General features: G+C 74.8%; 20 protein-coding genes and 1 pseudogene. 8 read left to right on the top strand and 13 right to left on the bottom strand.

Annotated elements, in window-relative coordinates; translation table 11 throughout:
• Positions 1–38 precede the first annotated feature (38 nt).
• The 10 genes and pseudogenes from ACWCP6_RS01655 to ACWCP6_RS01610 form a co-directional block, all read right to left on the bottom strand.
• Positions 39–641: a hypothetical protein gene (locus ACWCP6_RS01655; RefSeq protein ID WP_450930297.1), complete on the bottom strand. Its 603-nt coding sequence runs from the start codon at positions 639–641 to the stop codon at positions 39–41.
• A complete protein-coding gene (locus tag ACWCP6_RS01650) occupies positions 613–1,422 on the bottom strand; it encodes an FkbM family methyltransferase (protein ID WP_450930296.1) in 810 nt (269 codons plus the stop codon). The genes ACWCP6_RS01655 and ACWCP6_RS01650 overlap by 29 nt, the downstream gene beginning before the upstream one ends.
• Positions 1,419–1,691 carry a Trm112 family protein gene (locus ACWCP6_RS01645; protein WP_450930295.1) on the bottom strand — a complete coding sequence of 91 codons (273 nt, stop codon included), beginning with the start codon at positions 1,689–1,691 and terminating at the stop codon, positions 1,419–1,421. The genes ACWCP6_RS01650 and ACWCP6_RS01645 overlap by 4 nt, the downstream gene beginning before the upstream one ends.
• A gap of 4 nt (positions 1,692–1,695) precedes the next feature.
• Positions 1,696–2,610, bottom strand: a pseudogene (locus tag ACWCP6_RS01640) (hypothetical protein); the annotation flags it as partial.
• A 17-nt stretch (positions 2,611–2,627) separates the two neighbouring features.
• Positions 2,628–3,359, bottom strand: a complete 732-nt coding sequence (locus ACWCP6_RS01635) for a class I SAM-dependent methyltransferase (RefSeq protein ID WP_450930294.1) — start codon at positions 3,357–3,359, stop codon at positions 2,628–2,630.
• The gene (locus ACWCP6_RS01630; RefSeq protein WP_450930293.1) at positions 3,353–4,657 is read right to left on the bottom strand and encodes a condensation protein; all 1,305 of its coding nucleotides are present in this window, start codon (positions 4,655–4,657) and stop codon (positions 3,353–3,355) included. Before ACWCP6_RS01630 ends, ACWCP6_RS01635 begins: the two co-directional genes overlap by 7 nt.
• Positions 4,654–9,117, bottom strand: coding sequence for an alpha-(1->3)-arabinofuranosyltransferase domain-containing protein (locus tag ACWCP6_RS01625; protein WP_450930545.1), 4,464 nt, complete (start codon positions 9,115–9,117; stop codon positions 4,654–4,656). Before ACWCP6_RS01625 ends, ACWCP6_RS01630 begins: the two co-directional genes overlap by 4 nt.
• A complete protein-coding gene (locus tag ACWCP6_RS01620; protein ID WP_450930292.1) occupies positions 9,114–9,875 on the bottom strand; it encodes a class I SAM-dependent methyltransferase in 762 nt (253 codons plus the stop codon). The genes ACWCP6_RS01625 and ACWCP6_RS01620 overlap by 4 nt, the downstream gene beginning before the upstream one ends.
• A gap of 7 nt (positions 9,876–9,882) precedes the next feature.
• The gene (locus ACWCP6_RS01615; RefSeq protein ID WP_450930291.1) at positions 9,883–11,070 is read right to left on the bottom strand and encodes a glycosyltransferase family 4 protein; all 1,188 of its coding nucleotides are present in this window, start codon (positions 11,068–11,070) and stop codon (positions 9,883–9,885) included.
• Positions 11,071–11,335: 265 nt separating this feature from the next.
• Positions 11,336–12,340: a DUF3068 domain-containing protein gene (locus tag ACWCP6_RS01610; protein WP_450930290.1), complete on the bottom strand. Its 1,005-nt coding sequence runs from the start codon at positions 12,338–12,340 to the stop codon at positions 11,336–11,338.
• Between the two features lie 281 nt (positions 12,341–12,621).
• Here ACWCP6_RS01610 and ACWCP6_RS01605 point away from each other — a divergent pair, with 281 nt between their 5' ends.
• From ACWCP6_RS01605 to ACWCP6_RS01595, 3 genes are all read left to right on the top strand, one after another.
• Positions 12,622–12,774 carry a hypothetical protein gene (locus ACWCP6_RS01605; RefSeq protein ID WP_450930289.1) on the top strand — a complete coding sequence of 51 codons (153 nt, stop codon included), beginning with the start codon at positions 12,622–12,624 and terminating at the stop codon, positions 12,772–12,774.
• Positions 12,771–14,045, top strand: coding sequence for a PucR family transcriptional regulator (locus ACWCP6_RS01600; protein ID WP_450930288.1), 1,275 nt, complete (start codon positions 12,771–12,773; stop codon positions 14,043–14,045). Before ACWCP6_RS01605 ends, ACWCP6_RS01600 begins: the two co-directional genes overlap by 4 nt.
• Positions 14,046–14,405: 360 nt before the next feature.
• Positions 14,406–15,458, top strand: coding sequence for an SCO2400 family protein (locus tag ACWCP6_RS01595; RefSeq protein ID WP_450930287.1), 1,053 nt, complete (start codon positions 14,406–14,408; stop codon positions 15,456–15,458).
• A 179-nt stretch (positions 15,459–15,637) separates the two neighbouring features.
• Here the strand turns inward: ACWCP6_RS01595 and ACWCP6_RS01590 are convergent, their stop codons facing one another.
• A complete protein-coding gene (locus tag ACWCP6_RS01590) occupies positions 15,638–16,087 on the bottom strand; it encodes a MarR family winged helix-turn-helix transcriptional regulator (RefSeq protein ID WP_450930286.1) in 450 nt (149 codons plus the stop codon).
• A 103-nt stretch (positions 16,088–16,190) separates the two neighbouring features.
• Between ACWCP6_RS01590 and ACWCP6_RS01585 the strand changes: the two genes are divergently transcribed.
• The 3 genes from ACWCP6_RS01585 to ACWCP6_RS01575 all read left to right on the top strand — a co-directional run bounded on the left by ACWCP6_RS01585 (position 16,191) and on the right by ACWCP6_RS01575 (position 18,696).
• Positions 16,191–17,219, top strand: coding sequence for an NADP-dependent oxidoreductase (locus ACWCP6_RS01585; RefSeq protein ID WP_450930285.1), 1,029 nt, complete (start codon positions 16,191–16,193; stop codon positions 17,217–17,219).
• A 133-nt stretch (positions 17,220–17,352) separates the two neighbouring features.
• Positions 17,353–17,778: an organic hydroperoxide resistance protein gene (locus ACWCP6_RS01580; RefSeq protein WP_450930284.1), complete on the top strand. Its 426-nt coding sequence runs from the start codon at positions 17,353–17,355 to the stop codon at positions 17,776–17,778.
• 69 nt (positions 17,779–17,847) lie between these two features.
• Positions 17,848–18,696 carry an EI24 domain-containing protein gene (locus tag ACWCP6_RS01575; RefSeq protein WP_450930283.1) on the top strand — a complete coding sequence of 283 codons (849 nt, stop codon included), beginning with the start codon at positions 17,848–17,850 and terminating at the stop codon, positions 18,694–18,696.
• Here the strand turns inward: ACWCP6_RS01575 and ACWCP6_RS01570 are convergent.
• Positions 18,677–20,020, bottom strand: coding sequence for a pyroglutamyl-peptidase I family protein (locus ACWCP6_RS01570; protein WP_450930282.1), 1,344 nt, complete (start codon positions 20,018–20,020; stop codon positions 18,677–18,679). The genes ACWCP6_RS01575 and ACWCP6_RS01570 overlap by 20 nt on opposite strands.
• Before the next feature lie 147 nt (positions 20,021–20,167).
• Here ACWCP6_RS01570 and ACWCP6_RS01565 point away from each other — a divergent pair, with 147 nt between their 5' ends.
• Both ACWCP6_RS01565 and ACWCP6_RS01560 read left to right on the top strand, forming a co-directional pair.
• Positions 20,168–20,983: an NAD(P)-dependent oxidoreductase gene (locus tag ACWCP6_RS01565; protein WP_450930281.1), complete on the top strand. Its 816-nt coding sequence runs from the start codon at positions 20,168–20,170 to the stop codon at positions 20,981–20,983.
• A 134-nt stretch (positions 20,984–21,117) separates the two neighbouring features.
• On the top strand, positions 21,118–22,134 hold the full coding sequence (locus tag ACWCP6_RS01560) for a hypothetical protein (protein ID WP_450930280.1): 1,017 nt from the start codon (positions 21,118–21,120) through the stop codon (positions 22,132–22,134).
• 68 nt (positions 22,135–22,202) lie between these two features.
• On the opposite strand, the gene ACWCP6_RS01555 is transcribed toward ACWCP6_RS01560, so the two are convergent.
• Positions 22,203–23,186, bottom strand: coding sequence for an aldose epimerase family protein (locus ACWCP6_RS01555; protein ID WP_450930544.1), 984 nt, complete (start codon positions 23,184–23,186; stop codon positions 22,203–22,205).
• Positions 23,187–23,220 lie beyond the last annotated feature (34 nt).

Below are 23,220 nucleotides of genomic sequence, written 5' to 3'. Positions count from 1 at the left end.
CGCCGCTCGCACGCCGGTGGCGTGTGTCCCCGGGTGCGTCAGCCGTCCACCGCGACCCGCTGCAACAGCCCCCAGGTGAACTCCGCCACGCACCGGTGCGGCACCCCCTTCTCGTCCGGGGCCGTGAAGGACAGGCCCCAGCGGGTGGGAGCGGTGCCCTCCAGGGGCCGGGCGGGGGCGAAGGCGCGGGCCGCCTCGTCGACCGTGCAGGACCAGGGGGTGAGGTCGCCGATGGTGCTGAGCCCGGGCGCGGGCGCGCCCGGGGCGCGGACCAGCCACTCGTTCCACACCGCGCGGTTCGGGCCCAGCAGCACCTCGAAGCGGAGGTCCGGCCACAGCGGTACGGGCCACAGCAGCGCCTCGCATTCGAGATCGCCGATGCGGCGCGGGGCGGTCGACTCGGGCGGGCCGAGCACCGAGCGGTACCGGCCGGCGGCGCCGCGGGCGCGCGGGGAACGGGCCATCGCCTGCCAGCGGCGGTTGGCCTCGCGCATCCCGGCGACCGACACACCGAGCGTGCGCCGGGCGGCCTCGACCAGGTCGGGGTTGTGGTCGGCCATGCGGCGCAGCAGCACCAGCTGGAAGTCCAGCGGGGTGAAGGGGCCGCTCGGCCTACGTGCGGGATCCGGCATGGACCCCATGGTGGCCCACGGGGCGGGGCCCGGGGCGGCGGCCGTCCGGCAGGAACAGCACCGAGTTGACGTAGCGGACGGCGCGCGGGGTGAGGACCCGGCGGAGCAGTCCGTGCGTGGCGACGTACGCCGTGCGCTTCTGGTGGGCCGTCAGGTCGAAGGCGTCGAGGGGCAGCCAGGTGCGGTCCGGCAGCACCCAGCCCCGGTAGCCGTGCCGGGCCAGCAGCTCGACGACCGGGGCGACGGGCTGGATACGGGACTCCAGCTCGACGAAGAGCGCGGGCCGGTCCCGGTCGAGCAGCCGGACGGCGCCGCGCAGCACCGGCAGTTCATGGCCGTCCACGTCGATCTTGACGAAGCCGACACCGCGCAGCCCGAGCCCGTCGAGGGTCACGCACGGCACCTCGACGGCGTGGGCGTGGATGTCCCGGCGGACCAGCGACGACACCCCGCGCTCGCCCCGGTCACCGTCGGGCAGCCAGAGCCGCGCGGTGCCGGTCCGGTCGCCCGCCGCCGCCCGGATCACGCGCACATTGCCGGGCGAGGCGGCCGCGAGGCGGCGGGCGAGGCGCGGCGCGGGTTCCAGCGCGACCACCTGCCGGGCCCGGCCCGCCAGCCGCACCGTCCACGGCCCGTACCACCCGCCGACGTCCACGGCCGTGCCGCAGTCCGCCGGGCACAGATCGCCGATGCGGGCCAGCTCCGGTTCGAAGCGCGGATAGACCAGCCGCGCCGCCGCGGCCACGACCCGGTCGGGGACGTACCGGGCGAGCCGGGCCGGCCAGGTCACGGTGCGGCTCCCGGCCCCGGCGGCGGCCCGCCGTCCGGGTCCGTGCCGGGCCCGGACGCCGGGGCCGCGGCGCGTCGCAGCAGCCGCTCGTGCTCCTCCTGCGCGACCTGCTCGCCGGAGGACGGCAGCAGCTGGGGGATGCCGTCGACGATCGGATAGCGGCGGCGCAGCCGCGGGTTGTACAGGGCCTGGTCCGGTACGAGGAGGTGCAGTGGGCCCTTGTCGAGCGGGCAGGCCAGGATCCGCAGCAGCGGGTCGTCGGGTGTCACCTCAGGTCAACTCCTTGACGCCGGTGGGGGGTCGGGTGGGTGCGGCGTCGTGCTTCGGCATCGTCAGCAGGACGCACACGGCGAGGGCGGTGCCCGCGAGGCGCAGTGCCAGCCGTACCGGCTCGTGCGGCAGCGCCTCGCCGAACGCGAGCGTGCCGGCCACGGCCGAGAACAGGCTCGTCACCGTCGTGCACACGGGGACGATCAGGGAGGCCCGGCAGCGCTGCAGCGCGGCCTGCGACATGACCAGGCCGAACACGCCGGTGCACACGAGCAGATAGGGGTACGGAGAGGCGAGCAGCCCGAGTGCGGCGGCGCCCGGCCGGTGGAGGAACTCCGCGAGGCGGCCCGACACGCCCTTGATGGCGAGCGAGCTCACCCCGTACAGCAGACCCACCGCCACCCCGTACTCGACGCCGGCCGTCGGCATCCGGTGCCGGTGGCGGGCCCGGCGCTCCGCCGCGCCGTACAGCAGCAGCCCCGCCACCAGCGACGGCACGCTCACCAGCAGGAGCAGCGGCACCGGTGCGCCCCGGCCCACCGTGTCCGCGTCCCCCGGCCCGTGGCGCAGCGACAGCACGACCATCAGCAGCGCGGCGAGGATCGCCCCGATCGCGTACCGCTCGCGGCCGGAGGTCTGCTCGCCGAGCAGCACCGACGACAGCAGCAGGAGCAGCACCAGACCGGACACGAAGATGCCCTGGGCCGCCGCGATCGGCAGGGTGCGGTAGACGGCGAGCTGTGCGCCGAAGCCGGCGGCGAGCGCCAGCGAACCCCCGATCCACAGCGGGCTGCCGAGCACCAGGCGCAGCAGCCGTGCCGGGCGGCGTACGCTCACCGACGGCAGCGCGGCGAGTGCCCGTTTCTCCAGGACGAAGCCGGTGCTGTACAGGACGTTCGCCAGCAGTGCCGCCGCCACACCCCACCACATCGGCGTCACGTCCTGCGGGCGTGCAGCAGCAGGATCGAGGCCAGCGAAGGGACGCGGCAGGCGAGCCGGTCGAGTGGGCGCAACGCCCGCGGCACGCCGTGGAAGGGAGCGCCGGACAGCCGCACCACCTCGAACCCCGCGGCGGCGACGAACTCCCTCAGCGCGCGGGCCGTGTACAGCCGCAGATGGCCGACGACCTCCGTGCCGGGGCGGCCGTGCACCGCGCGCAGACTCACCTCCGAGAAGACGGGCTGCACACCGGCGAGCAGCAGCGCCCGGTTGTACCAGGCGGCGAGGTTCGGCGTGGACAGCATCAGATGCCCGCCGGGGCGCAGCACGCGCCGCAGCTCGTCGAGCGCGGAGTCCGGGTCGACGAGATGCTCGACGACCTCGCCGAACAGCACCGCGTCGACGGTGCCCGTGGCGAACGGCAGCCCGCCGTCGGTCAGTTCGCCGCGCACCACGTACGGCAGCCGGGTGTGGGCGCGGCGCAGGGCGTCCTGGGACCAGTCGACGCCGACCATGCGGTGCCCGGCGAGGAGCGGTGCGGCGGTGGCCGCGGCCGAGCCGTCGCCGCAGCCGACGTCCAGGACGGTCGCCGGCCCGGCCGCGGCCGGGCCCAGCACCGCGGCGAGCATCCGCGCCTGGCGCAGGCTGCGGGCGTCGCCCGACGCGACCGGCACGGCCGGGTCCTCGTAGAAGTCGCGCAGCCCGCGCGGGACGGTGCTCGTCACCACGGTCCCTCCGTCGCGCGCAGATACCGTTCGAACAGCTCCCGCAGCCGCGCCGCGTCGCCCTCGCCCAGCAGCGCCCGTGACCAGCGCAGCGCCAGATGCAGCCGCCCCCCGGTCGAGGCCGTCGTCACGGTGAGCCCGCGCGGCATGCGCGCCGGGGCCGAGAACCACACGGCGTGCGCGCGGCCCGCGTCCCCGAAGTCCAGCGGGTACGGGATCCGGCCGATGTTGCTGAGCAGCGTCGTCGACGTCCACGGTCCGGCGGCCCTGCGCAGCGCCCGGGTTGCCGCGCCCCGCCAGGCCACGGGGACGACGGGCGCGGTGAGCAGCGCGGCTCCGCGTCCGAGCTGGGGGCGGTCGAGGGCCTTGAGGGCGCGGGTGCGCTCGGCGGTGCGCCGCAGCAGCTCCGCGAGGTCCGGCGGGTCCGACTCGGCCGCGGTGAACGGCACTTCGACGAGCCGGGTTCCGTTGCCGATCGGCATGTCCGCGCCGCGCGGGCGGTCGTCGACGGGCATGGTGATCCGCAGCGGGCGGGGCCGCCGGCCGTGCTCGCGGTTCCAGTGCGCGAGCATCAGGGCGGTGGCGACCATGAGCTGGTCGTTCACCGTGTACGGGGCGCCCGAAGGCCGGTGCGGAACGGGCAGTTCGGCGACCAGGAGGCCGTTGCCCCGGCCGGCTTCCGGTGCGCCGCGAGCGACCCGGGCGGGCAGGGCCCAGCCCGCGGGGGCGTCGACGGGCGCGGGAGGGGTCTCGGGGGCGCGGCGGACGGGGGCCGCGGCGGGCGCGTTGTCGCGGCCCCCGTACAGCTCGGCCGCGGTCGCCAGCACACGCAGGCATGCGGGCCCGTCGAGCGCGGTGTGGTTGATGGTGAGGAAGAGCACCGAGCCGCCGGGGTGTTCCGGGTCCCGGACGACCTCCAGCCGCACCGGCGGCGACAGCTCCAGCGGGGGCGCGAAGGCGAGCGCACGGGCCCGGGCCCTGGCCGGTGCCTCGGGCTCCGGCGCCGGGAAGGACACGACCTCCACATCCGGTTCCGGTGTCAGCTCCCACAGGTACTGCCTCCGGTACCACCTGCGCGGCGCCTCCCTCATGAGGACCCGCGGGTGGCGCCGCAGCGCCTCGCCGAACGCCGCCTTCAGCCTCTCCTCCTCGGGCCGCCCCGGCAGATGGACCTCGATGTGGACGGTCTCCGGCTCCTCCTCCTGGAGACAGTGCCGCGCGATCTCGTCGACGACGGGGAACGGCACCCGTCCGGGCCGCCGGGCCGGCGTGCGGTGCGCCGGATGCTCAAGTGCGGTCATGGTGCGGTGCCTTTCCGCGTCGGGGGAGGCGGTACGTCGGGCGGGGCGCCGTCGTCCGGCGGTCCGGGTTCCGGCCGGGTCGCCCTGAGCCGCGGCCCGGCCGGGAAGGCTCCGGCGGACCGCGGGGCCGGGCCGGGCCGGTCGGGGGCGGGGCCGCGCGCCGACACGGTCGGACCGCTGACGCGCGCGGGCGTGGCCGCCGTGGGACCGCCCTCGGGTGCGCGCCGCCGCCGCGGCAGGGGAGCCGGCGGCGGGCCGGTGTCCGGGGCCCGGCCCGTCGCCGGCCCCGCCGACCCCCGGGCACCCGGGTCCTCCTCGCTCCGTGCCGCCCGTACCACCGGTGTCGCATGCCCCGCGTCCCGTGCGGTCACCAGCGCCGCGAACAGCGCGATCAGGGCGCAGAGCTGGGCGGTCCGCCCGAAGGCCCCCGCGCCCGCCGCCGGCGCACTGCCCGCACCGGTGGCCGCTGCGATGCCCGCCGCCGCCATCGCGAGGAAGGCGAGAGGGACGAGTACGGCGTGGCGGCGCCGGGCCACCAGGGCGAGGACCGGGACGAGGAGCGCGAACGGGCCCGCGACGACCGCGGCAACCAGCGTCAGTGCCACCGTGCCGAGGAGCGGGCCGGGTGCGGCGGGCACCGGGGGCGCTCCGGCCGGGGGCCGCTCACGGCGGCGGAGCCACAGCACGAGGGCCGCGAGCGCCACGACCCCGGCACCGCCGGCGACCAGCCCGGCGTCGTACCACCGCGCGGGCTCGTACGACAGCGTCACCGTGCCGCCCCGACCCGCCGGGACCAGCCAGCCCTGCTGCCAGCCGTCGAGCCGGACCGGGGTGAGCTCCTTGCCGTTCAGCGCGGCCTTCCAGCCGTCGTTGACGTTCTCGTACGTCGACAGGTAGGCGGCCCCGCCGGAGCCGACGGTCACCGCGCGGCGGTCGCCGAGCCAGTCCCGCACGCCGAGGTGCCGGCCGGCGCCGGCGGGCGGGGCGGCCGAGCCCCGGGTGAGCGTCACATCGGTGACCGCGAGGGGCCCCGCGTCGCCCGCCTCGACCCGGTGCGTGCCGGAGCCGAGGGAGAGGGTGGGGGCCGGGCACAGGGTCACCGCGACCGGGCGCCGCTCCACCAGGTCCCGGACCGTGCCCCGCGCGCCCGTCGCGTACAGCGTCCCGTCGACGGCCACGTCGGGGCCCTTGCCGCACGGCAGGGTGAAGCTCCGCGAGGGCGACGGCTGCGGCGTGCGGTACCGGTCGAGCGCCGGGACGTACACCTCGGACAGGCCGACCGGGAGCTGCAACTGCCCGTCGGCGACCGGGTTGTGCAGGGTCATCGGGGCCGTCCCGGTGACGGTGATGTCCAGCCGGTCCGTCGTGATCGGGTCGAAGCGTGCGACGCCGTTCTCGTCGACCCCGGCGACCGCCGCGCCGTCGGGTGAGCCGATCTCGACCTTCGTGGGGCGGGTGGACAGGCCGCCGGCGGCCGCGAGCACGACCTCGCCGACCGGCCGCTTGTCCGGCCAGCGCAGATGGATCACCGGGCGGTCGCCCGCGATCCACGCCGTCGTCAGATCACCGTCGGTGAGATTGCGCGGCGACAGGCCGGTGCCGAGCGGGGCCGTCGAGTCGGCGGTCGCCACGACACGGCGCCGCTGCTCGGGGGCGACCCGGTAGAGGAGTTCGTCGAGCGCGGCACCGGGGACGGGGACCGCCCGCGCTGCCACCCGGTACGAGCCCGCGGCGCCCTCGAAGGTCCGGTGCAGGCCCGACTCGGTGCCCGTGGGGGACAGTCCGCCCGGGTCGGACGCGCGGTGCAGCGAGAAGACCTCGGCGCCGGCCTCCGTGTCCGCGGCGTCCGACGGCAGTCCCAGCATCCGGGTGACCTGCACCCCGGGCACGGAGATCTCCGAGAAGCCCGCGCCTGTCAGCCCGCGGTGCGCGGCCTGTGCGTCCAGCACGGTGATCCTCAGCCAGCGCGTCGTGCCGGCCCGGACCTTCACCGGCTGGGTCATGCCGTTCGGGGCCAGCGCGCTCGTCGCGGCGCCCCGCTCGGTCTCCACACGGACACGGGTGGGCGCGGCCCGCACCCCGTCCTGGGGGAGCGGGGTGACCTTCAGCGCCCCGGGCAGCCGGATCGATCGCGTGAACACGATCCGCAGCCACTGGCCCCTGGGCGAGCCGGGGCTGCCCACGGCCCAGGCGGTGTCCGGGGCGCCGTCGAAGGCGTTCACCGGGTCGAACTGCGGCAGCTGGAAGAGCCAGTTGCCGCTCGACGACGCGGTCACCGCCTGCGCCCCGCGCAGCCGCGCCACGGTCTGGTGCGCGAGCCCCGTCGTCGGCAGGATCTGCCGCGGTGCCCGGCCCGGGTCCTGCAGGCTCCCGGACGGGTTCCGCTCGGTCGCCGTGTACGTGTACGACGTGTTGGCGTTCACCAGCCCGAAACGCGTGTCGGCGCGCCGCATGCCGTCGCCGACGATCTGCAGCGGCGGGGCGCCGACGCCCGGGTGGTTGTCGCCGGTGAGCACGGTCGGCCGGTCCCGCAGCGAAGGGTCGGCGGACAGCGGCAGCAGCGACTCGGGGCCGCCCGACACCACGGCGGTGGCGGCGGCCGGCCACAGCCCGGCCCGGCCCGGCGGCCGGGCGTCCGCCCCCTGCGGCCCGTAGACCTCCACCGCCCGCTGCCGCGGATACAGCCCCTCGACCTGCACGGGCGTGCCGTGCGCGATCCGGCCGCCCGTCACCACGGGCCCGAAGCCGGTGATCCGCCGGTACCCGGACTGCTCCAGCGTCCGCTTCACCGTCGCGGTCGGCACGTAGCCCAGCTGGTCGGGGTCGAGGTCGTTGCGTACGACGACGTAGTACAGCCCGGCCCGGCCCAGGTAGTCCCGCAGCCCCGGCACGGCGCCGCCCGTCATCAGCGCCTGCTCGACGGCGTCCAGGGCGCGCCGGTTGCCGGGCGCGCCGAACGGGACGTAGTCGCGCTGGGCCCAGGGGGACCGGGCGAGCACGTCCAGGGGCTCGTCGATGGGCGAGCCCCAGGTGTAGATGCCGTGCGCGGTGGCGGGCACGACGAGGGCGCGGCTGTCCGACGCGTGCGTGTGCAGCCAGTCCGCCGTGGTCCGCCAGTACGCCGGCAGCGCTTGGAACGAACCGGGCTGGAGGACCGAGCCGTTGAGATACGGCCAGGCGAGGCCGGGCAGGACGAGGACTGCGGCGAGCAGCGGCGCGAAGCGGCGCCCGCGCACCGGCCGGGCGCCCTGGGGGTCGGCGGCGACGCCCGCGAGGTGGGCGAGGCCGAGGGCGAGCACGAGGGCGAGGCCCGTCTGGAACTTGTAGACGTTGCGGAAGGGGGCCAGCGGGCCGTCCAGCAGGTCCTGCACGAAGCCGTGGAAGGGGGCGCCGAACGAGCCGCCGTAGCCTGCCAGGGTGAGCAGCGCCGCCGTCAGCGCCGTCAGCACCAGCCAGCGCCGCTCCGGCAGGTCCCGGCGCGCCAGGCCCGCGAGGCCCAGGGCCGCCGCGAGCGCCGAGCAGACGATCACCGGGACCGAGGCCGCCACCGCCCAGCCCGCGGGCAGCCACGCCTCGCCGAAGTGCAGATACGCCACCCAGTTCCCGGCCCCGCGCAGCGTCTCCGTCGCCGACATGGTGGCCGTGGTGGTCTGTGCGGTCTCCACGTAGGGCAGGAAGTTCGCGCCGTACGTGCCGAGCAGCAGCAGCGGCACCACCCACCAGAGCGTGGCGAGGACGACGCCCGGTACCCACCAGAGGATCAGCGCACGGCGCCGGCCCGGCGGCCGGGACAGCAGATACAGGGCGACGGGCAGCAGCGAGGCGAGGGTGGCGGCGGCGTTGACCCCGCCCATGAAGGGGATGAGGAGGGCGGACCGGAGCGCCGCGAGCCGGGCGCTCGCGCGGTCGTTCGTCAGCGGCAGCAGCACCCAGGGCAGCAGCGCGCCGGGCAGGGCGGCCGCCGACGTGGAGCCGACGACGATCGTGAACGTCGGCCACAGCGCGTACGCGGCCGCGCCGAGCAGCCGGGTCGGTCCGCTGCCGGTCCGCAGCCGCTCGGCCAGCCGCAGCGCGCCCCAGAAGGCGGTGGACACGACGAGGGACAGCCACAGGCGCTCGGCCAGCCACACCGGGAGATGGACGAGGCGGGCGGCTGCGTGGAAGGGCAGCATCGGGAAGGCGTAGCCGACGTACTGGTCGGCGAGTCCGCCGAAGCCGCCCCGGTCGTGCCAGAGCCGGCCCAGGTCGGCCAGGAACCGCCAGGGGTCCAGCGCCACACCGAGCTTGGTCTCGAACGTCTCGCGCCCTGGCGCGGCGGCCGTGAACAGGACGAACACCACGGCCCAGAAGCCGAGCAGCCAGCGCCGTGACCGGGGGCCGTCCGGCGGTCCCTGCGCACCGCCGGCGCGCCGGCCGGCCGCCGGAGGGGGAGCCTGCACCGTGGGGGCCGTACTGGTCATGGACACCGCCTGAGGATGAGGAGGAGGTTCCAGGTGGCGAACTCGCGCAGGACCGGCACCTTCGTGACGGCGCCCGCGAGGAACGGCCAGTACCGGGACCGTGCCGCCACGACCGTCACGTCGGAGCGGGCCCGGACCTGGCGCAGGGTCGGGCCGACGTGCACGGCGAACAGGTTCTCGCCGAGCGCGTGCTTGGCGTCGCGGCCGGTGCGGCGCCGGTACCGGGCGCGCGCCCGGTCGGCGCCGAAGTAGTGCCAGGGCGCCCATTCGTGGCCGCCCCACGGGGACAGCCAGTTCGTGAAGGACACGTAGATCAGGCCGCCGGGCCGGGTCACCCGGATCATCTCGCTGACGAAGGTCTGCGGGTCGTCCACGTGCTCCAGCACGTTCGAGGAGAAGCACACGTCGGCGGCCCCGTCCGCGAGGGGCAGCAGATACCCGTCCGCGACGACGGCGCCGCCCGGCGGTCCGGCCCCCAACTCGCCCACGTCGGGCTCGAACAGCAGCCCGTGGGCACCGCGCCGGCGGAACTCCTCGGTGAAGTACCCGGCGCCCCCGCCGACATCGACGACGACCCGGCCCCGTACCGGTCCGCCGTACGCCTCCACCTGGTCGACGGCGTCGCGGGCGAGGAGGCGGTAGCACGCCCGAGGGTCGTGCTGCTCGCGCAGAAAGGCACGGAACAGGGCCAGGGAGCGGCGCAGGGAGGGGTCCTTGAGGGCGGGGCGGGCGGCGTCCCCGGTCAGTGCGCGGGCCATGCGCCGCTCACCTCCGGGGCAGGGCGGCTGCCGTCCCGGTGTCCGCCGCATGGGCGGCCACCGCCTCCGCCGCGACGTCGCGGAAGCGCTGGACGGTGGCCGGCCAGCGGTAGCGCACGGCGTGTTCGGCGGCGGCCCCGGCCATCCGGGCGCGGCGCTCCGTGCTGAGGGCGAGGGTGCACCAGGCGGCGGCGAAGGAGGACTCGCCGTGGGCGAGCAGCCCGGTCACACCGTCGTGGACGGAGTCGCGCACCCCGGGGACGTCGAAGCCGATCGCGGGGGTGCCGCGGGCCGCCGCCTCGGTGATGACCAGCCCCCAGCCCTCGACGGCCGAGGGGTGCAGCAGCAGCCAGGCCGAGCTGAGCAGACGGTGCTTCTCGGCCTCGGGCACATGCCCGGTGAACTCCACGTCAGGCCCGGCGAGTCGGCGCAGCCGCTCGCGCTCCGGCCCGTCGCCCACGATCACCAGCCGGCCGCCCGTCACCGGCCTGACCCGCTCCCACAGCCGTAACAGCAGGTCGATCCGTTTGTACTCGACGAGCCGGCCCATCGCGAGGAACAGCGGCTCGGGGGAGGCCGGGGCGGGCGGCCCCGGCTCCTCGACGCCGTTGTGCACGACCCGGATGCGTTCGCGTTCCACGCCGATCGCCTGCAGCGCGTGGGCCGTCGACGGGGAGACGGCCACCAGCAGATTGCCGCGCTGCGGGGCACCCGACAGTGCCCAGTGCTCCAGCCGCCGGCCGAGCCGTGCCGCGGGTGCCAGCGGCCCGCGCAGCCGCATGCCCCACAGGTCCGTGTGCACATGGTTGACCAGGCAGACCGTCGGTCCGCGGTGCCACAGCGGCGCCAGATAGGGCATGCCGTCGCACACCTCGACCAGCAGATCGCAGTCCCCGACCTGGCGGGCGAACGCGGAGGGGGCGCGCAGGTAGTGGGCGAGGTCCCCGCCCGCCGACACGACCCGGTAGCCGCGGTACGACGCGGTCCCGCCGCACAGCAGCGTGACCTGGTGCCCGAGCCGGGTCAGCCCGTCCGCGAGCCGGTCGATCAGGATCTCGGAGCCTCCAGCGGCCGGATGGCCGAGATCGCGGTGGGCGAGGAAGACGATCCGGCGCGGATGCGGGGGGAGCGCCGGGGGGTGCTGCGTCGCCGGTGGGCGAGCGGTGCGCAGCGGTGCAGGCACGTGCTGGGGCATGGGTGCTCCAACTCGTCGGGGGCGGAACCGTGGGGGGCGGTGTGAAAGGCGCCTGGCTCCGTGGCGTGTGGGGGTCGGCGGGGCGTGCGGGGACGGTTCGGGGATGCGCGCGGGCGGTGCCGGGGTGTGCGGGACTGTGCGGGGGATGTGGGCGGTCTGTGTTCGGGTGGGTGGATAGTTTTCGCCGCGGTGTTCGATGCGGCTACTCACCGGCGTGACAATTTCCGGGCTTTCTTGACCTGACGTCTCGTCATGTCGTGGGGAATTACAGGGATGTCGGGGACACACCGGGATGCGGGCGGCGTCGTACGACAAGCACGGCACCCGCCGTCGCCAGCACCAGGCCGGCGGCTCCCGCCCCCACCGGCAGCGTCCGCCCCAGCAGTCGCAGCCGTCCGCTGTCCGTGCGGGCGAGACCCACCTGCTGCTTCTGCGTGGCCGTGGTGAACGCGATGCGCCTGCTGTCGAGCAGCACCACCGCGTTCTTGTGCGTCCCGGGTGCGCGCAGCGTCTTGCGGGGGCCGATCGCCGCGTAGATGATCCGCCCGGTGCGCTGGTCGGCGACCAGGTCGATGCCGTGGTTGGCGTACCACTCCTCGGCGAGCACCTGGCTCCGCTCCGGCTCGCCGACGAGCCGCCCCGGCACCAGCCGCGTGCCCGTCCTCGTCGGGGCGACGGTCCCGGTGAACCGGTAGCCCTCGTAGCCCTGGACCCGTCGGGTGCCCCGGTAGGTCAGCTCGACCGTCGCGCCGAGTGTGTCGTCCCACCAGCGGTAGGCGCGTTTGCGCAGGTCGAACGGGAACTTCAGATAGGCCTCGCCCTCGAAGTACGGGTGCTCGGCACAGCAGTGCACCGGCGCGTTGGTGCTCCGGTCGGTGACCCAGCGTTCCAGCGTCCACTGGAGCGCGGTGTGCGGATCGGCGGTCGCCTTCGTCCCGTCGGTGGTCACGGACGTCGACACGTCCCAGACGGCGTGCCCGCTGCGCACGCCGTCGGCGACGTCGCCCCGCACCTGCTGGGTGACGGTGATCCGCCGGTGGTGCAGCGTGCTGACGCTCCGGGTGTCGAAGTAGCTTCCGGTGCCGGTGAACACGGCGGTGGTGTCCACGCCGACCGGTGTGCGCGCGGCACGCGGCTCGACGTACCGGGCGAGCAGCGGGGACAGCACCAGCAGGAACACTCCCAGACCGAGCAGGACGAACGGGAGCGAGGGCGGCAGCTGCGGCCGCGAGGGCCGGGGTCCCGAAGAGGGGTGGGCGGTACGTCGCATGCGGGCACTCCTGGGGTTTCGAGGCCTGTCGACCCGTGGGGGACCGGTGGTGGGAACCGGCGGGAACCGTGCGCGTGCGGTACGGGCCGGGACCGTAGGCGCACCCTTGACGGAGTGTCAATGCGTTGTCGAAACTGGGCAGGTGCCGGACGGGGCCGGTACGGGACGCGACCACGGCACCTGCTGACCACGGGTCCGCGGGGGTCCCCGCGCTCGAGCGATGCCGAGGGCCCGGGGCCCCAGGGGTGGGGGACGACCTCCTACAGAGAGGCTGCCCTGCGATGTCCAGACTGCTCGTCGCCGCACTGACCGTTGCCGCCGCCGCGGCCCTCGCCGTCGGCGCCGCGTTCGGTATCGCCGCGGTCGTCGGCGCCGCACCGGAACAGCCGAACACCCCGCTCATCCACTACGGGGCCCCGGCCGGACAGCGATGACCGTGGCCACCGGATCCCCGCCCACGAACCGCTCCGCCTGGCACGACGTGCCCCGTGCCCAGGTCCGCAGGTTCACCTCGCTCGCCCTCGCGGACGCACCCGCGCTCGCCGAGCGGATACTCGCCGAGATCCGCCGCGAGCATCCCCGCTTACCCCTCGTCCTGGACGAATCGGGCGAGCCCATCGCCCTGGTCGGCATCCGTCGCGCCATCGAGGTGTTCCTGCAGAACCTGGAGACCGCCGAGGGCCGCCCGCGGGTCCACCCCGAGGTCTTCCAGGAGTTCGGCCGCGGCGAGAACCTCTACGGCCGCAGCCTCGACTCGCTCCAGGCCATGTACCGGCTCGGGGTGCGCCTCGCCTGGCGCCGCTTCGCCGAGATCGGCCAGCACGTCCGGATTCCGCCGCCGGCCATGTACGAACTCGTCGACGCCGGTTACGAATACCTCGACGGCCTCGTCGACCAGACCGTGCGCGGCTATGCCGAGGCCGCAGCACGGCAGGCCGGCGAGCGGCTGCGGCTGCAACGCGGCCTCATGGAGCTGCTGCTCGCCGAGCACCGCCCCCGTGCGGCCGCCCCCGAGCGGCCCGGCCGGCAGGGGGTCGCGGACGCGCTCGCCGAACGCGCCGCCCGCGTCGGCTGGCCGCTGCCCGGCACGGTCGCCGTGGGTGTCCTGCTGCGCCCGGCCCGCGAAGCCGTCGCACCCGCCGTCGGACCGGACGTGCTGCTCGACATGGACACCGAACAGCCCCGCATGGTGGTGCCCGACCCCGACGCGGCGGGCCGTCCCGAACTGCTGCGCCGCGCCATGACCGGCTGGTCCGGCGCGATCGGGCCGCCGGTGCCGCTGGCCGACGCGGCGAAGTCGCTGCGCTGGGCCGATGCCGCCGTAGGCCTCATGGAGCGCGGGCTGCTGCCCGCCGGCGAGGTGCTGCACTGCACCGAACACACCGAGGCACTGGTCCTGCTGCAGCCCGAGGAACTGGTCGACGACCTCGCGCGCCGCTGCCTCGCACCGCTCGGCCACTGCGGCCCCACGCACGGCCGCCGTCTCGCCGAGACCCTGCTCGCCTGGCTGGAGACCCGTGGCGGCGCCCCCGAGGTGGCGGCCCGCCTCGGCGTCCACCCGCAGACCGTCCGCTACCGGCTGCGCCAGATCCGCGAGTTGTGGGGCGACGAGATCGACGACCCCGACCGCCGCTTCGAACTGGAGCTGGTCCTGCGGGCCAGGCGGCTGCGGGGCGAGCTGGGCGGGTACCGCGGACGGCGGTGACGCTCGCACGGGGTGGCCGATGCGCACTCGGGCGGTGCGACGGCCGAGTGGGGTGCCCGAGCCGTACGCGGGGCGGCGATTGCACGCGCCCGGGTGCCACCGCCACGGGGCGGTGACTGCGTCCGTCCGGGGTGTCCGACGCGTGCCCGGGACGGTGCCGACGGCCGACGAACCGGTGCCGGCGTGCAGTCGGGGCTGCCGCCTGCCGGGTCCGGCGGCGCGAGCTCGCGGGTGGCACAGCGGTGAGCGATGGTGCGCACACGTGTCGTGCGCGGCGCGCCCGGAACGGCAGCTTCCGCACACAACCTTCACAGGCGTGGCTTTCTCCGTTACCGGCGTCCGGCCTAGCCTTCCTGCGTCATGGACTACTGCCACCCGTGCCGCAGGCACCTCAACGGCGCCCTTGCCTGCCCGGGGTGCGGAACGCCCGTCGTGCCGTCCGCCGCGCACACGGGCACGGTGGCGGGCGCGGGAGCGGCGGCCGCCGGACAGCCGGGCGGGAGCCCTGCCCAACAGCACACGGCGTCCGGCGGGTACGGGCAGCACGTCGGGTACCCGGGGCCCGGTCACCCCGCATACGCCGTCGTCCATCAAGGAGCCGGCCCGTACGCGGGGTCCGGACAGGTCGGCGGGGCCTACGCGGAGCCCCGACGGTCGGAGCAGCAGCACCCGGAGGCGGGCGCGCCCGGGGAGCCGGACGCGTTCGGTGAGTCCGCGGGCTACGAGGACGGCATCGTCGACACCGACGGGTACGACGACGCCGACGGCTACGACGACACCGACGGCTACGACGACGCCGACGGGTACGAAGACTCCGCCGACGCGGACGAGTTCGAGGACGCGGACGAGTTCGACGAGGGCGACGACGGCGGCGGCGCCGGTCCGCGCCCGCGCGCGGGCGGCCGTCGCGCGGACCGGCGGGCGCGCACCAACCGACGGGCCCACCGCCGCAAACGGCGCCGGGTGCTGCTCGTCACGGCGGGCGCCGTCCTCGCCGCCGGCACCCTGAGCTACGTCGAACTCGGCACGGACGCGCCCTGGCAGCTGCCCAACAGCAACGCGGCGCCCGACTCGGCGGACACCTCCGGAGACGACGCCACCCCGACGCCGGGGGCGAGCGCGGTGACGGTGAGCGACGCCACCAGGCCCTCCGCCTCCGCCGACCCGCACGCGTCCGCCTCCCCGTCCCCCTCGGCGTCGAAGTCCGGGAAACCCGAGAAGAAGGACGAGGAGAAGGCGAGCCCGGCGTCCTCCGGGCAGCCTGCAACCACGGGGCCCACCGCGGCGCCCGCGCCCTCGAACACCGCTGGGCCCCGCACTCCGCCGCCCGCGCCCCGGCCGTCCACGGCGGATCCCACGCCGACGCCCGCCCCGACGAAGACCTGCAACCGTTTCCTGTGGTGGTGCACCTGACGCCGGGGTCCGGCGCGCCCGGTGCGCCGGGAGCGGGAGTGCTTTCCGGAGCCGCTCGGTCCTGAGGGGGGCCTTTCTCCGAGCCGCTCGGTCCGAGGGGGCCTTTCCCCGAGCCGCTCAGTCCGAGAGGGCCCCGTCCCCGAGCCGCTCAGTCCGAGAGGGCCCCGTCCCCGAGCCGCTCAGTCCTGAGGGGCCCCGTCCCCGAGCATCCGTCGCAGCAGATCGCGCAGGACGAGCTGCTCGTCCCGGGACAGCCCGGCGAGCGGCTCGCGCGCGAAGTCCAGCGACTCGCTCAGACTGCCCGCGATCCGTCTGCCCTCGGCGGTGGCGGCCGCCAGCTTCACCCGGCGGTCGGCCGCGCCGGGGCGCCGCTCGACGAGACCACGGGCCTCCAGCCGGTCGACGATCCCCGTGATGTTCGACGGTTCACACTTCAGCTTCCGCGCGATGTGCCGCATCGGCGTCGGCTCCAGCGCCAGCAGGCCCAGGACCCGCGCCTGGACGCCGGTCAGCGCGTGCTCGGCCGCCGCCTGCTCGTACTCCTCGTGATAGCGCGCCACGACGTCGCCGATGAGCTCGACGACCTCGAGGGTCAGCGGGTCGGTACGGGGCATCCGGGTGGTGGCCATGCTCTCAGGATACCCAGTTACTTGACATCATTAACTATTGGGGTCCATGGTTGTTTCAGGTCATGAAGTAATTGCACGAACAGCAAGCCGCAGGAGGGCTCCCATGTCCGTCACCCCCCAGATTCCCGCCACCGGCCGTGAGTGGCACCTCCTCTCCCGCCCGCACGGCTGGCCCCAGCCCGAGAACTTCGCCCTGCGCGAGGTGGAGATCCCGAAGCCCGGCCCCGGGCAGATCCTCGTACGCAACGAGTACCTCTCCGTGGACCCGTACATGCGCGGCCGGATGAGTGCGGCGAAGTCGTACGTCGCTCCCTACGAGCTGGACCAGCCGATGCAGGGCGGTGCCGTCGGCCGGGTGATCGCGTCGGAGGCCGAGGGCTTCCAGGCCGGCGACCACGTGCTGCACTTCCTCGGCTGGCGCGAGTACGCGGTCGTGGACGCGAAGACCGCGGTCAAGGTCGACCCCGAGCTGGCCCCGCTGAGCACCTACCTCGGCGTCCTCGGCATGACCGGCCTCACGGCCTACGCGGGCCTGCTGCGCACCGCCTCCTTCAAGGAGGGCGACACGGTCTTCGTCTCCGGCGCCGCGGGTGCGGTCGGCAGCCAGGTCGGCCAGATCGCCAAGCTCAAGGGCGCCGCGCGGGTCATCGGCTCCGCGGGCTCGGACGAGAAGGTCAAGCTGCTCACGGAGGAGTACGGCTTCGACGCCGCCTTCAACTACAAGAACGGCCCCGTGGCCGAGCAGCTGCGCGCCGCCGCCCCCGAGGGCATCGACGTCTACTTCGACAACGTCGGAGGCGAGCACCTCGAAGCCGCCATCGACTCCCTCAGGCAGGGCGGCCGTATCGCGATCTGCGGCATGATCTCGATCTACAACAACACCGAGGCCGCCCCCGGCCCGCGCAACCTGGTCCGTCTGATCCAGACCCGCGGCCGTATCGAGGGCCTCCTCGTCGGCGACCACTACGACCTCCAGCCGGAGTTCGTCCGGGAGGTCGGCGGGATGATCGGCTCCGGCAGGCTGAAGTACCGCGAGACGGTCGTCGAGGGCATCGAGAACAACCTCGAGGCGTTCCTCGGTGTGCTGCGCGGCGACAACACCGGAAAGATGGTCGTGAAGCTGGAGGCCTGAGCGGCGGGAACCGGTGCGCCCCGGCGCCCGGCTCCGACGGCCCTGCTGCGCCATTCCACCATCCGGTAATCTCTTTCCGAACCGCCGCGACCGTGGGTGCGAGTCGCGGCGCACCACAGGAGGAATGCGCAGTATGGCCATCCAGCAGTCCGACGTCCTGTACACCGCCGTCGCCACCGCCGAGAACGGCCGCGACGGCCGCGTCGCCACCGACGACGGCAGGCTCGACGTCGTCGTCAATCCGCCCAAGGAGATGGGCGGCAGCGGCGCCGGTACCAACCCCGAGCAGCTCTTCGCGGCCGGCTACAGCGCCTGCTTCCAGGGCGCACTCGCCGTCGTCGCCCGTCAGGAGAACGCCGACGTCTCCGGCTCGACCGTCACCGTCGAGGTCGGCATCGGCAAGAACGACGAGGGGTTCGGCATCACCGCCGCGATCAGGGCGAACATCCCGAACGTCGACGCCGGCACCGCGCAGGCCCTCCTGGAGAAGGCCCACCAGGTGTGCCCCTACTCCAAGGCCACACGGGGCAACATCGAGGTCACGCTGGCGCTGGTCTGAGCGGCGGACGGCCCGGCTCCCCACGGGGGCCGGGCCGTGCCCGTCCACCGGCCCCGATACAGTGCGCGCATGCGTGATCTAGGGGTGGGCCTCCGCTATCTGGCCAGAGGACAACGATGGGCGGCCGGCAACGGAAGGACGTTCGGCCTCGGGCTGCTGCCCGGTCTGATCACCCTCGTGCTGTACGTCGCCGCGCTCGTCGCCCTGGCCCTCCACGGCAGCGACGTCGTCGGCTGGGCCACGCCCTTCGCCGACGACTGGCAGGACCCGTGGCTCGGCCTGTTCCGCGGCTTCCTCACGGTGGTCCTGTTCGCGCTCGCCCTCCTTCTCGCCGTGGTCACGTTCACCGCGGTCACACTGCTGATCGGCCAGCCCTTCTACGAGTCGCTGTCGGAGCGGGCCGACCGCTCGGCCTCCCCGGACGGCACCGCCCCCGAGTCCGCCCTGCCGCTCTGGCGCGAGCTGTGGATCTCGGCCCGGGACAGCCTCCGTATCGTCGTCCGCGCGGCGCTCTGGGGCGTGCTCCTCTTCGCGCTCGGCTTCGTCCCCTTCCTCGGCCAGACGGTCGTCCCGGTGCTCGGCTTCTTCGTCACCGGCTTCTTCCTCACCGAGGAGCTCACCGCCGTGGCCCTCCAGCGCCGCGGGGTCGAACTGCGGGAACGCCTTGCGCTGCTGCGCTCCCGCAGGACCCTGGTCTGGGGCTTCGGCACCCCGCTCGCGGTCGCCTTCCTGGTCCCGTTCGTCGCCGTCTTCCTGATGCCCGGTGCGGTCGCCGGCGCCACCTTCCTCGCCCGGGACCTGCTCGGCGAGGACACCAGGGAGGACACGGACGACACCGACGACACCGGGGACGGCGTAGCCGCCTACGGTGCTGCGGCCGGCGGAGCGGCCGCCCCGGCTACTCCGTACGCGGGCTGACGTCCGGGGCCGCCGCCACCTGGAGAATGCTCCGCACCTGGGCGATGATGTCCAGCCGGTTGCGCACGAACTCGGGGTCCGTGACCGACCCGGTCGCCGGGTCCGTGTTGCCCGCGCCGAACTGGAGCACCGGGGTGTGCACATGCCCGCCCGGCAGCCGGTCGTGCAGCCCGAGCCGGTCCCGCAGCAGGGTCGCCCGGTAGGCGATCTCGTTGGAGAGGTAGTCCCCGCCGCCGCCCGCCCGGGCCGTGGACCCCTGGGTGGGGCCGTCGGGCCGGTCCACCGGTTCGGTGCCGCCCGCCGGGATCTCCGTCACGTCCGTGTGGTCGTACACGGGAAAGCGCCCCGTCCGCGCCGCCACGATCCGCTGGTACGGCAGGGTCGTCGTCGTCCACTGCGGCTGTGACGCCGGGTCGGCGACCGGGACGGTCTCCAGGCGCGAGACGTTGTCGTTGTCGGGGAAGCCGCCCCGCCAGGCGCCGTTGGTCCGCTCGATGTCGAAGCGTCCGACCCGGCCCTGGCTGACCGTGGTGAACAGGTCGACGTGCGGCAGGTGCGGGCGCAGCGCCTCCTCGACCGTGCCCCCAGCGAAGTCCTGCCAGCGCACCGGGAAGACGACGGCCTCCACCCGGGCCGGCCCGTCCGCCGTATCGATGACCGTTCCGTCCAGCGCGAGCGCCGCCGCGCCCGACGGATTGCTGATCCGCACGTCCCGGTCCAGCGTGAACGGGTCGAACCCGGTCACCAGGATGCGCTTCACCCCGCGGTCCTTCGGATAGCGGACCGCGTCCTGCCCCCGCGACGCCCGCTCCAGCGCCCGCGACAGCCGGGCCCGGGCATCCTCGCCGAGGCCGAACCGCGGCTCCCACCGCCGCAGTTCCCGCGTCATGCCCAGCCGTGCCCAGTACAGCGGCCGGTCGTCGTCCCGGCTGAGGCCGTCCCCGTCCCCGCCCTCGCGGGGCAGTGCCGCGCATCCGCCGCATCCCGCGGGCCCCCGCCCCTGCGCCCGGTCCACCGCCCGCCGCCAGAGCCGGTCCCCCTCCCGTACGACGATGCGGGCCGCGTCCTCGTACGACCCGGCCCGGCCCAGCGCCCGCGCGAACTGCGGTGCCACGGAGTCGAACCCGCTGCGGCGCAGGATCTCCTGGGGCGCCGCCCGGTCGAGGCGCTGCTCCTCCGCCGTGGGCGGCGGCGCCGGTTCCGCCGCGGCGGAACCGGCGCGGGCGGGGACGCTCGCGAACCCGAGCAGCAGCGCCGCGCCGAGGACGGCGAGACGAGCGCGGGGCGTCGTGTTCCGGGTGCGTATCGGGGCCTGAGGGATCACCTGGGTCCTTCCGTCGCCGGTGCGGCTGCATGACCACGCGTGGGGCAGGAGCGCGGTGGCCGCAGTATCGCGGGGCGGGAGTGACGTCCGCTACGGCGCATGGCGCGCGTGCTTGCGGGGTTCCGGGCCCGCACCTAGCGTCGGTGTATGCAGAAGATCGCATTCCTCGGTCTCGGACACATGGGCGCCCCGATGGCCCGTCAACTGCTGCGCGCCGGACATCCGCTGACGGTCTGGAACCGGACGCCGGCCAAGGCCGAGCCGCTGGCCGCCGAGGGCGCCACGGCGGCGGCCGACCCGGCCGAGGCGGTGCGCGGGGCGGATGTCGTCATCACGATGCTCGCCGACCCCGCGGCGGTCGCCCACATCGCCGACACCATCGTTCCCGAGCTCCGCCCCGGGGCGTACTGGGTGGAGATGTCCACGATCGGGCCCGACGCCGTGGAGGCGTTGGCGGCACGGCTGGGGCACGACGCGCACCTCGTCGACGCGCCCGTGGTGGGCAGCACCGACCGGGCGGAGGCCGGGGAGCTCAGGATCCTCGCGGGCGGTGACGCCGACGGCGTCGAGGAGGTGCTGTCGCGCTTCGGCACCGTCACGCGCACCGGGCCCCTCGGCTCGGGAGCGGCGCTCAAACTCGTCGTCAACACCGCCATCCTGGGCGGGGTCACCCTGGTCGCCGAGGCGATGACGCTCGCCGACCGCCTCGGGATCGAAGAGAACGTGGCCCGCGAGACGCTGGCGAACGGGCCGCTCGGCGGCGCCGTCCACCGTGCCTTCGCGCGGGACCTCCACTTCGCCACGGCCCTCGCGGTCAAGGACATGCACCTGGCCACGTCCACCGCGAGCCTGCCGGTGCTGGAAGCCATGCGTGCCCACTACGCCGCGGCCGCCACCGATCCGGGCCTCGCCCACGAGGACATCTCCGAGGTGGTGGCCCACATCGGTGCGACGCAGGGGTAGCGGCGCCGGGCGCGGCTCACGGAGCGACAAGAGCCCTTTCCGGTCCGGGACATGACAGCGGGACCGGGGTTCGTGCGGTGTCGGTGCGGTGTGGCAGACTCGCGGGCCGACAACAGCAGTTCGGGGGAGAGTACATGTATCCGGGCCAGCAGCAAGGTCAGCCGGGGCCGCAGGGACCCTATCCGCAGGGGCCGTACCCGCAAGGGGCGCAGGGCTCGTACCCACAGGGTCCTCAGGGCCCGTACCCGCAGGGGCCGTACCAGGGGCAGCAGCCCTATCCGCAGCAGCAGGACCCGTACGGGCAGCAGCCCTATCCGCAGCAGCAGGGCCCGTACGGGCAGCAGCCCCACCCGCAGCAGCAGGGCTACCCGCAGCCGCAGCAGGGGTATCCGCAGCCCCAGCAGCCGCAGCCGGGACATCCGCAGCCCCACGCCCCCGGTGACCAGAACCTCGGCGAGGGCCGGATGCGGCTCGACCCGAATCTGACCCCCGAGCAGCGCGCGCTCGTGCTCCAGATCCAGGAGAAGACGAAGGGGTTCGCGTTCGGCTTCGTGCTGGGCATCCCCCTCACCTTCGGCGGCGTCCACTTCGGCATCACCAGCAACCCGATCGGCTTCGCCGCCGCGCTCCTGGGCCTGGTCGGCCTCGCGGTCGGCGTCCTCTTCCTCGTGAAGTCGAACGCCCTCAAGCGGCAGCTGCGCCTGATCACCCCGGACGCCTGGCGCTCCCCGGCCGCGCATCTGCCCGGCGCCCGCAAGGCCGCCACCCAGGCCGCGTACATCAACGGCCTGCTGGTCGTCATCTCCCTGGCCGCCGCGGGCTATCTGCTGGTCAAGGGCGCGGACTGGGGTGCGTACGGCAATTCGTTCGGCTTCGGGGCGCTGATGCTCGGCGCGTTCATCCCCTTCGGCATGGGCATCGCCGCGGCGACCACCATCCCGCAGCTGCTCCAGGTGATTCCGGCGGGCGCGCGCGTCGGCCGGAGCCTGTACTCGATCATCCTCCTGCTCGCCGCCACGGTGACCTGGAACGGCATCAAGTCGTCCGACGCGACGGGCGCGATCGCCGGCGCCGCGGTGACGCTGATCTGCCTGGGTGCCGTCGCGGCGCTCGGCAAGGCCACCCAGAGGATGCGCGGCGAGAGCGGCTGACCCGCCCCGGGGCGCCGGACACCCCCGGGCGCCGGACACCCCCGGGTGCACGGCCGCCGGGGCCGGCCTCAGCCGCGGACGGCGAAGCCGTACACCGTCTCCGACCGGTACGTCTCACCCGGCCGCAGTTCCGTGCTCGGGAACTCCGGGCGGTTGGGGGAGTCGGGGAAGTGCTGGGTCTCCAGCGCGACACCGTCGCCGGGACGGTAGGGGTCGCCGGCGAAGTGGTCCGCGGTGTACACCTGGAGGCCCGGCTCGGTCGTCGCGACGGTGAGCACCCGGCCGCTGCCCGGGTCGTGGAGCTCGGCGACCGGCTCCGGTGTGGGCGTCACACCCTTGTCGAGCACGAAGTTGTGGTCGTATCCGGTGCCCACCGTCCGGGCCCGCCGGAAGTCGAAGCGGGTCCCGTCCACGGGCGCGAACTCTCCGGTGGGGATCAGATCGGCGTCCACCGGGGTCGTCCGGGACGCCGCGATCCGCAGCTCCTGCCCGCCCGCTCCGCGTGAGCCGGCTCCGCCCAGGTTCCAGTAGGTGTGGTTCGTCAGGTTCACCACGGTCGGCGCGTCGGTGGCCGCCTCGTAGGCGATGCGCAGCGATCCGTCCTCGTCCAGCGTGTACGTCACCGAGACCTCGAGGCGCCCGGGGAAGCCCTCCTCGCCGTGCGGGCTCACCCGCGACAGCCGCACCCCGTGGGGAACGTGCTCCGCGTCCCACACCCGGCGGTCGAAGCCGTACTCGCCGCCGTGCAGGCTGTTCGGACCGCTGTTCTGCACCAGATGAAGGACATGGGCGTCGAGCGGGAAGCGGCCGCCGGCGATCCGGTTCGCATACCGGCCCACCAGCGCACCGAAGTACTCCGCCGGGTGCTCGACATAGCCGTCCAGTTCGTCGAACCCCAGCGCGATCCCCGCAGGACGCCCGTCCCGGTCCGGCACCTCGACCGACTGGACGATCCCGCCGTACGTGAGCACCCGCACCCGCACGCCGCCGCGCTCGAGGGTCCAGCGGTGGACGCGGGTGAGGTCGGGGAGCCTGCCGAAGAGTTCGCCGATCATGCTGCCGACGATACGCGAGGAAGGGGCGCCG

The sequence above is a fragment of the Streptomyces sp. NPDC002004 genome (assembly GCF_053593975.1).
The sequence above is the reverse complement of the archived record's forward strand: the minus strand, read 5'-3'. Positions and strand labels throughout refer to the sequence as shown.

What these genes read in the sequence shown, in the direction of transcription:
- ACWCP6_RS01580 (WP_450930284.1), top strand. Translation starts at nt 17,353, where the DNA reads ATGGCCATCCAGCAGTCCGACGTCCTGTACACCGCCGTCGCCACCGCC.
- ACWCP6_RS01585 (WP_450930285.1), top strand. Translation starts at nt 16,191, where the DNA reads ATGTCCGTCACCCCCCAGATTCCCGCCACCGGCCGTGAGTGGCACCTC.
- ACWCP6_RS01605 (WP_450930289.1), top strand. Translation starts at nt 12,622, where the DNA reads ATGTCCAGACTGCTCGTCGCCGCACTGACCGTTGCCGCCGCCGCGGCC.
- ACWCP6_RS01595 (WP_450930287.1), top strand. Translation starts at nt 14,406, where the DNA reads ATGGACTACTGCCACCCGTGCCGCAGGCACCTCAACGGCGCCCTTGCC.
- ACWCP6_RS01655 (WP_450930297.1), bottom strand. Translation starts at nt 641, where the DNA reads ATGGGGTCCATGCCGGATCCCGCACGTAGGCCGAGCGGCCCCTTCACC.
- ACWCP6_RS01590 (WP_450930286.1), bottom strand. Translation starts at nt 16,087, where the DNA reads ATGGCCACCACCCGGATGCCCCGTACCGACCCGCTGACCCTCGAGGTC.
- ACWCP6_RS01630 (WP_450930293.1), bottom strand. Translation starts at nt 4,657, where the DNA reads ATGACCGCACTTGAGCATCCGGCGCACCGCACGCCGGCCCGGCGGCCC.
- ACWCP6_RS01600 (WP_450930288.1), top strand. Translation starts at nt 12,771, where the DNA reads ATGACCGTGGCCACCGGATCCCCGCCCACGAACCGCTCCGCCTGGCAC.
- ACWCP6_RS01615 (WP_450930291.1), bottom strand. Translation starts at nt 11,070, where the DNA reads ATGCCCCAGCACGTGCCTGCACCGCTGCGCACCGCTCGCCCACCGGCG.
- ACWCP6_RS01575 (WP_450930283.1), top strand. Translation starts at nt 17,848, where the DNA reads ATGCGTGATCTAGGGGTGGGCCTCCGCTATCTGGCCAGAGGACAACGA.
- ACWCP6_RS01565 (WP_450930281.1), top strand. Translation starts at nt 20,168, where the DNA reads ATGCAGAAGATCGCATTCCTCGGTCTCGGACACATGGGCGCCCCGATG.
- ACWCP6_RS01620 (WP_450930292.1), bottom strand. Translation starts at nt 9,875, where the DNA reads ATGGCCCGCGCACTGACCGGGGACGCCGCCCGCCCCGCCCTCAAGGAC.
- ACWCP6_RS01625 (WP_450930545.1), bottom strand. Translation starts at nt 9,117, where the DNA reads ATGACCAGTACGGCCCCCACGGTGCAGGCTCCCCCTCCGGCGGCCGGC.
- ACWCP6_RS01560 (WP_450930280.1), top strand. Translation starts at nt 21,118, where the DNA reads ATGTATCCGGGCCAGCAGCAAGGTCAGCCGGGGCCGCAGGGACCCTAT.
- ACWCP6_RS01610 (WP_450930290.1), bottom strand. Translation starts at nt 12,340, where the DNA reads ATGCGACGTACCGCCCACCCCTCTTCGGGACCCCGGCCCTCGCGGCCG.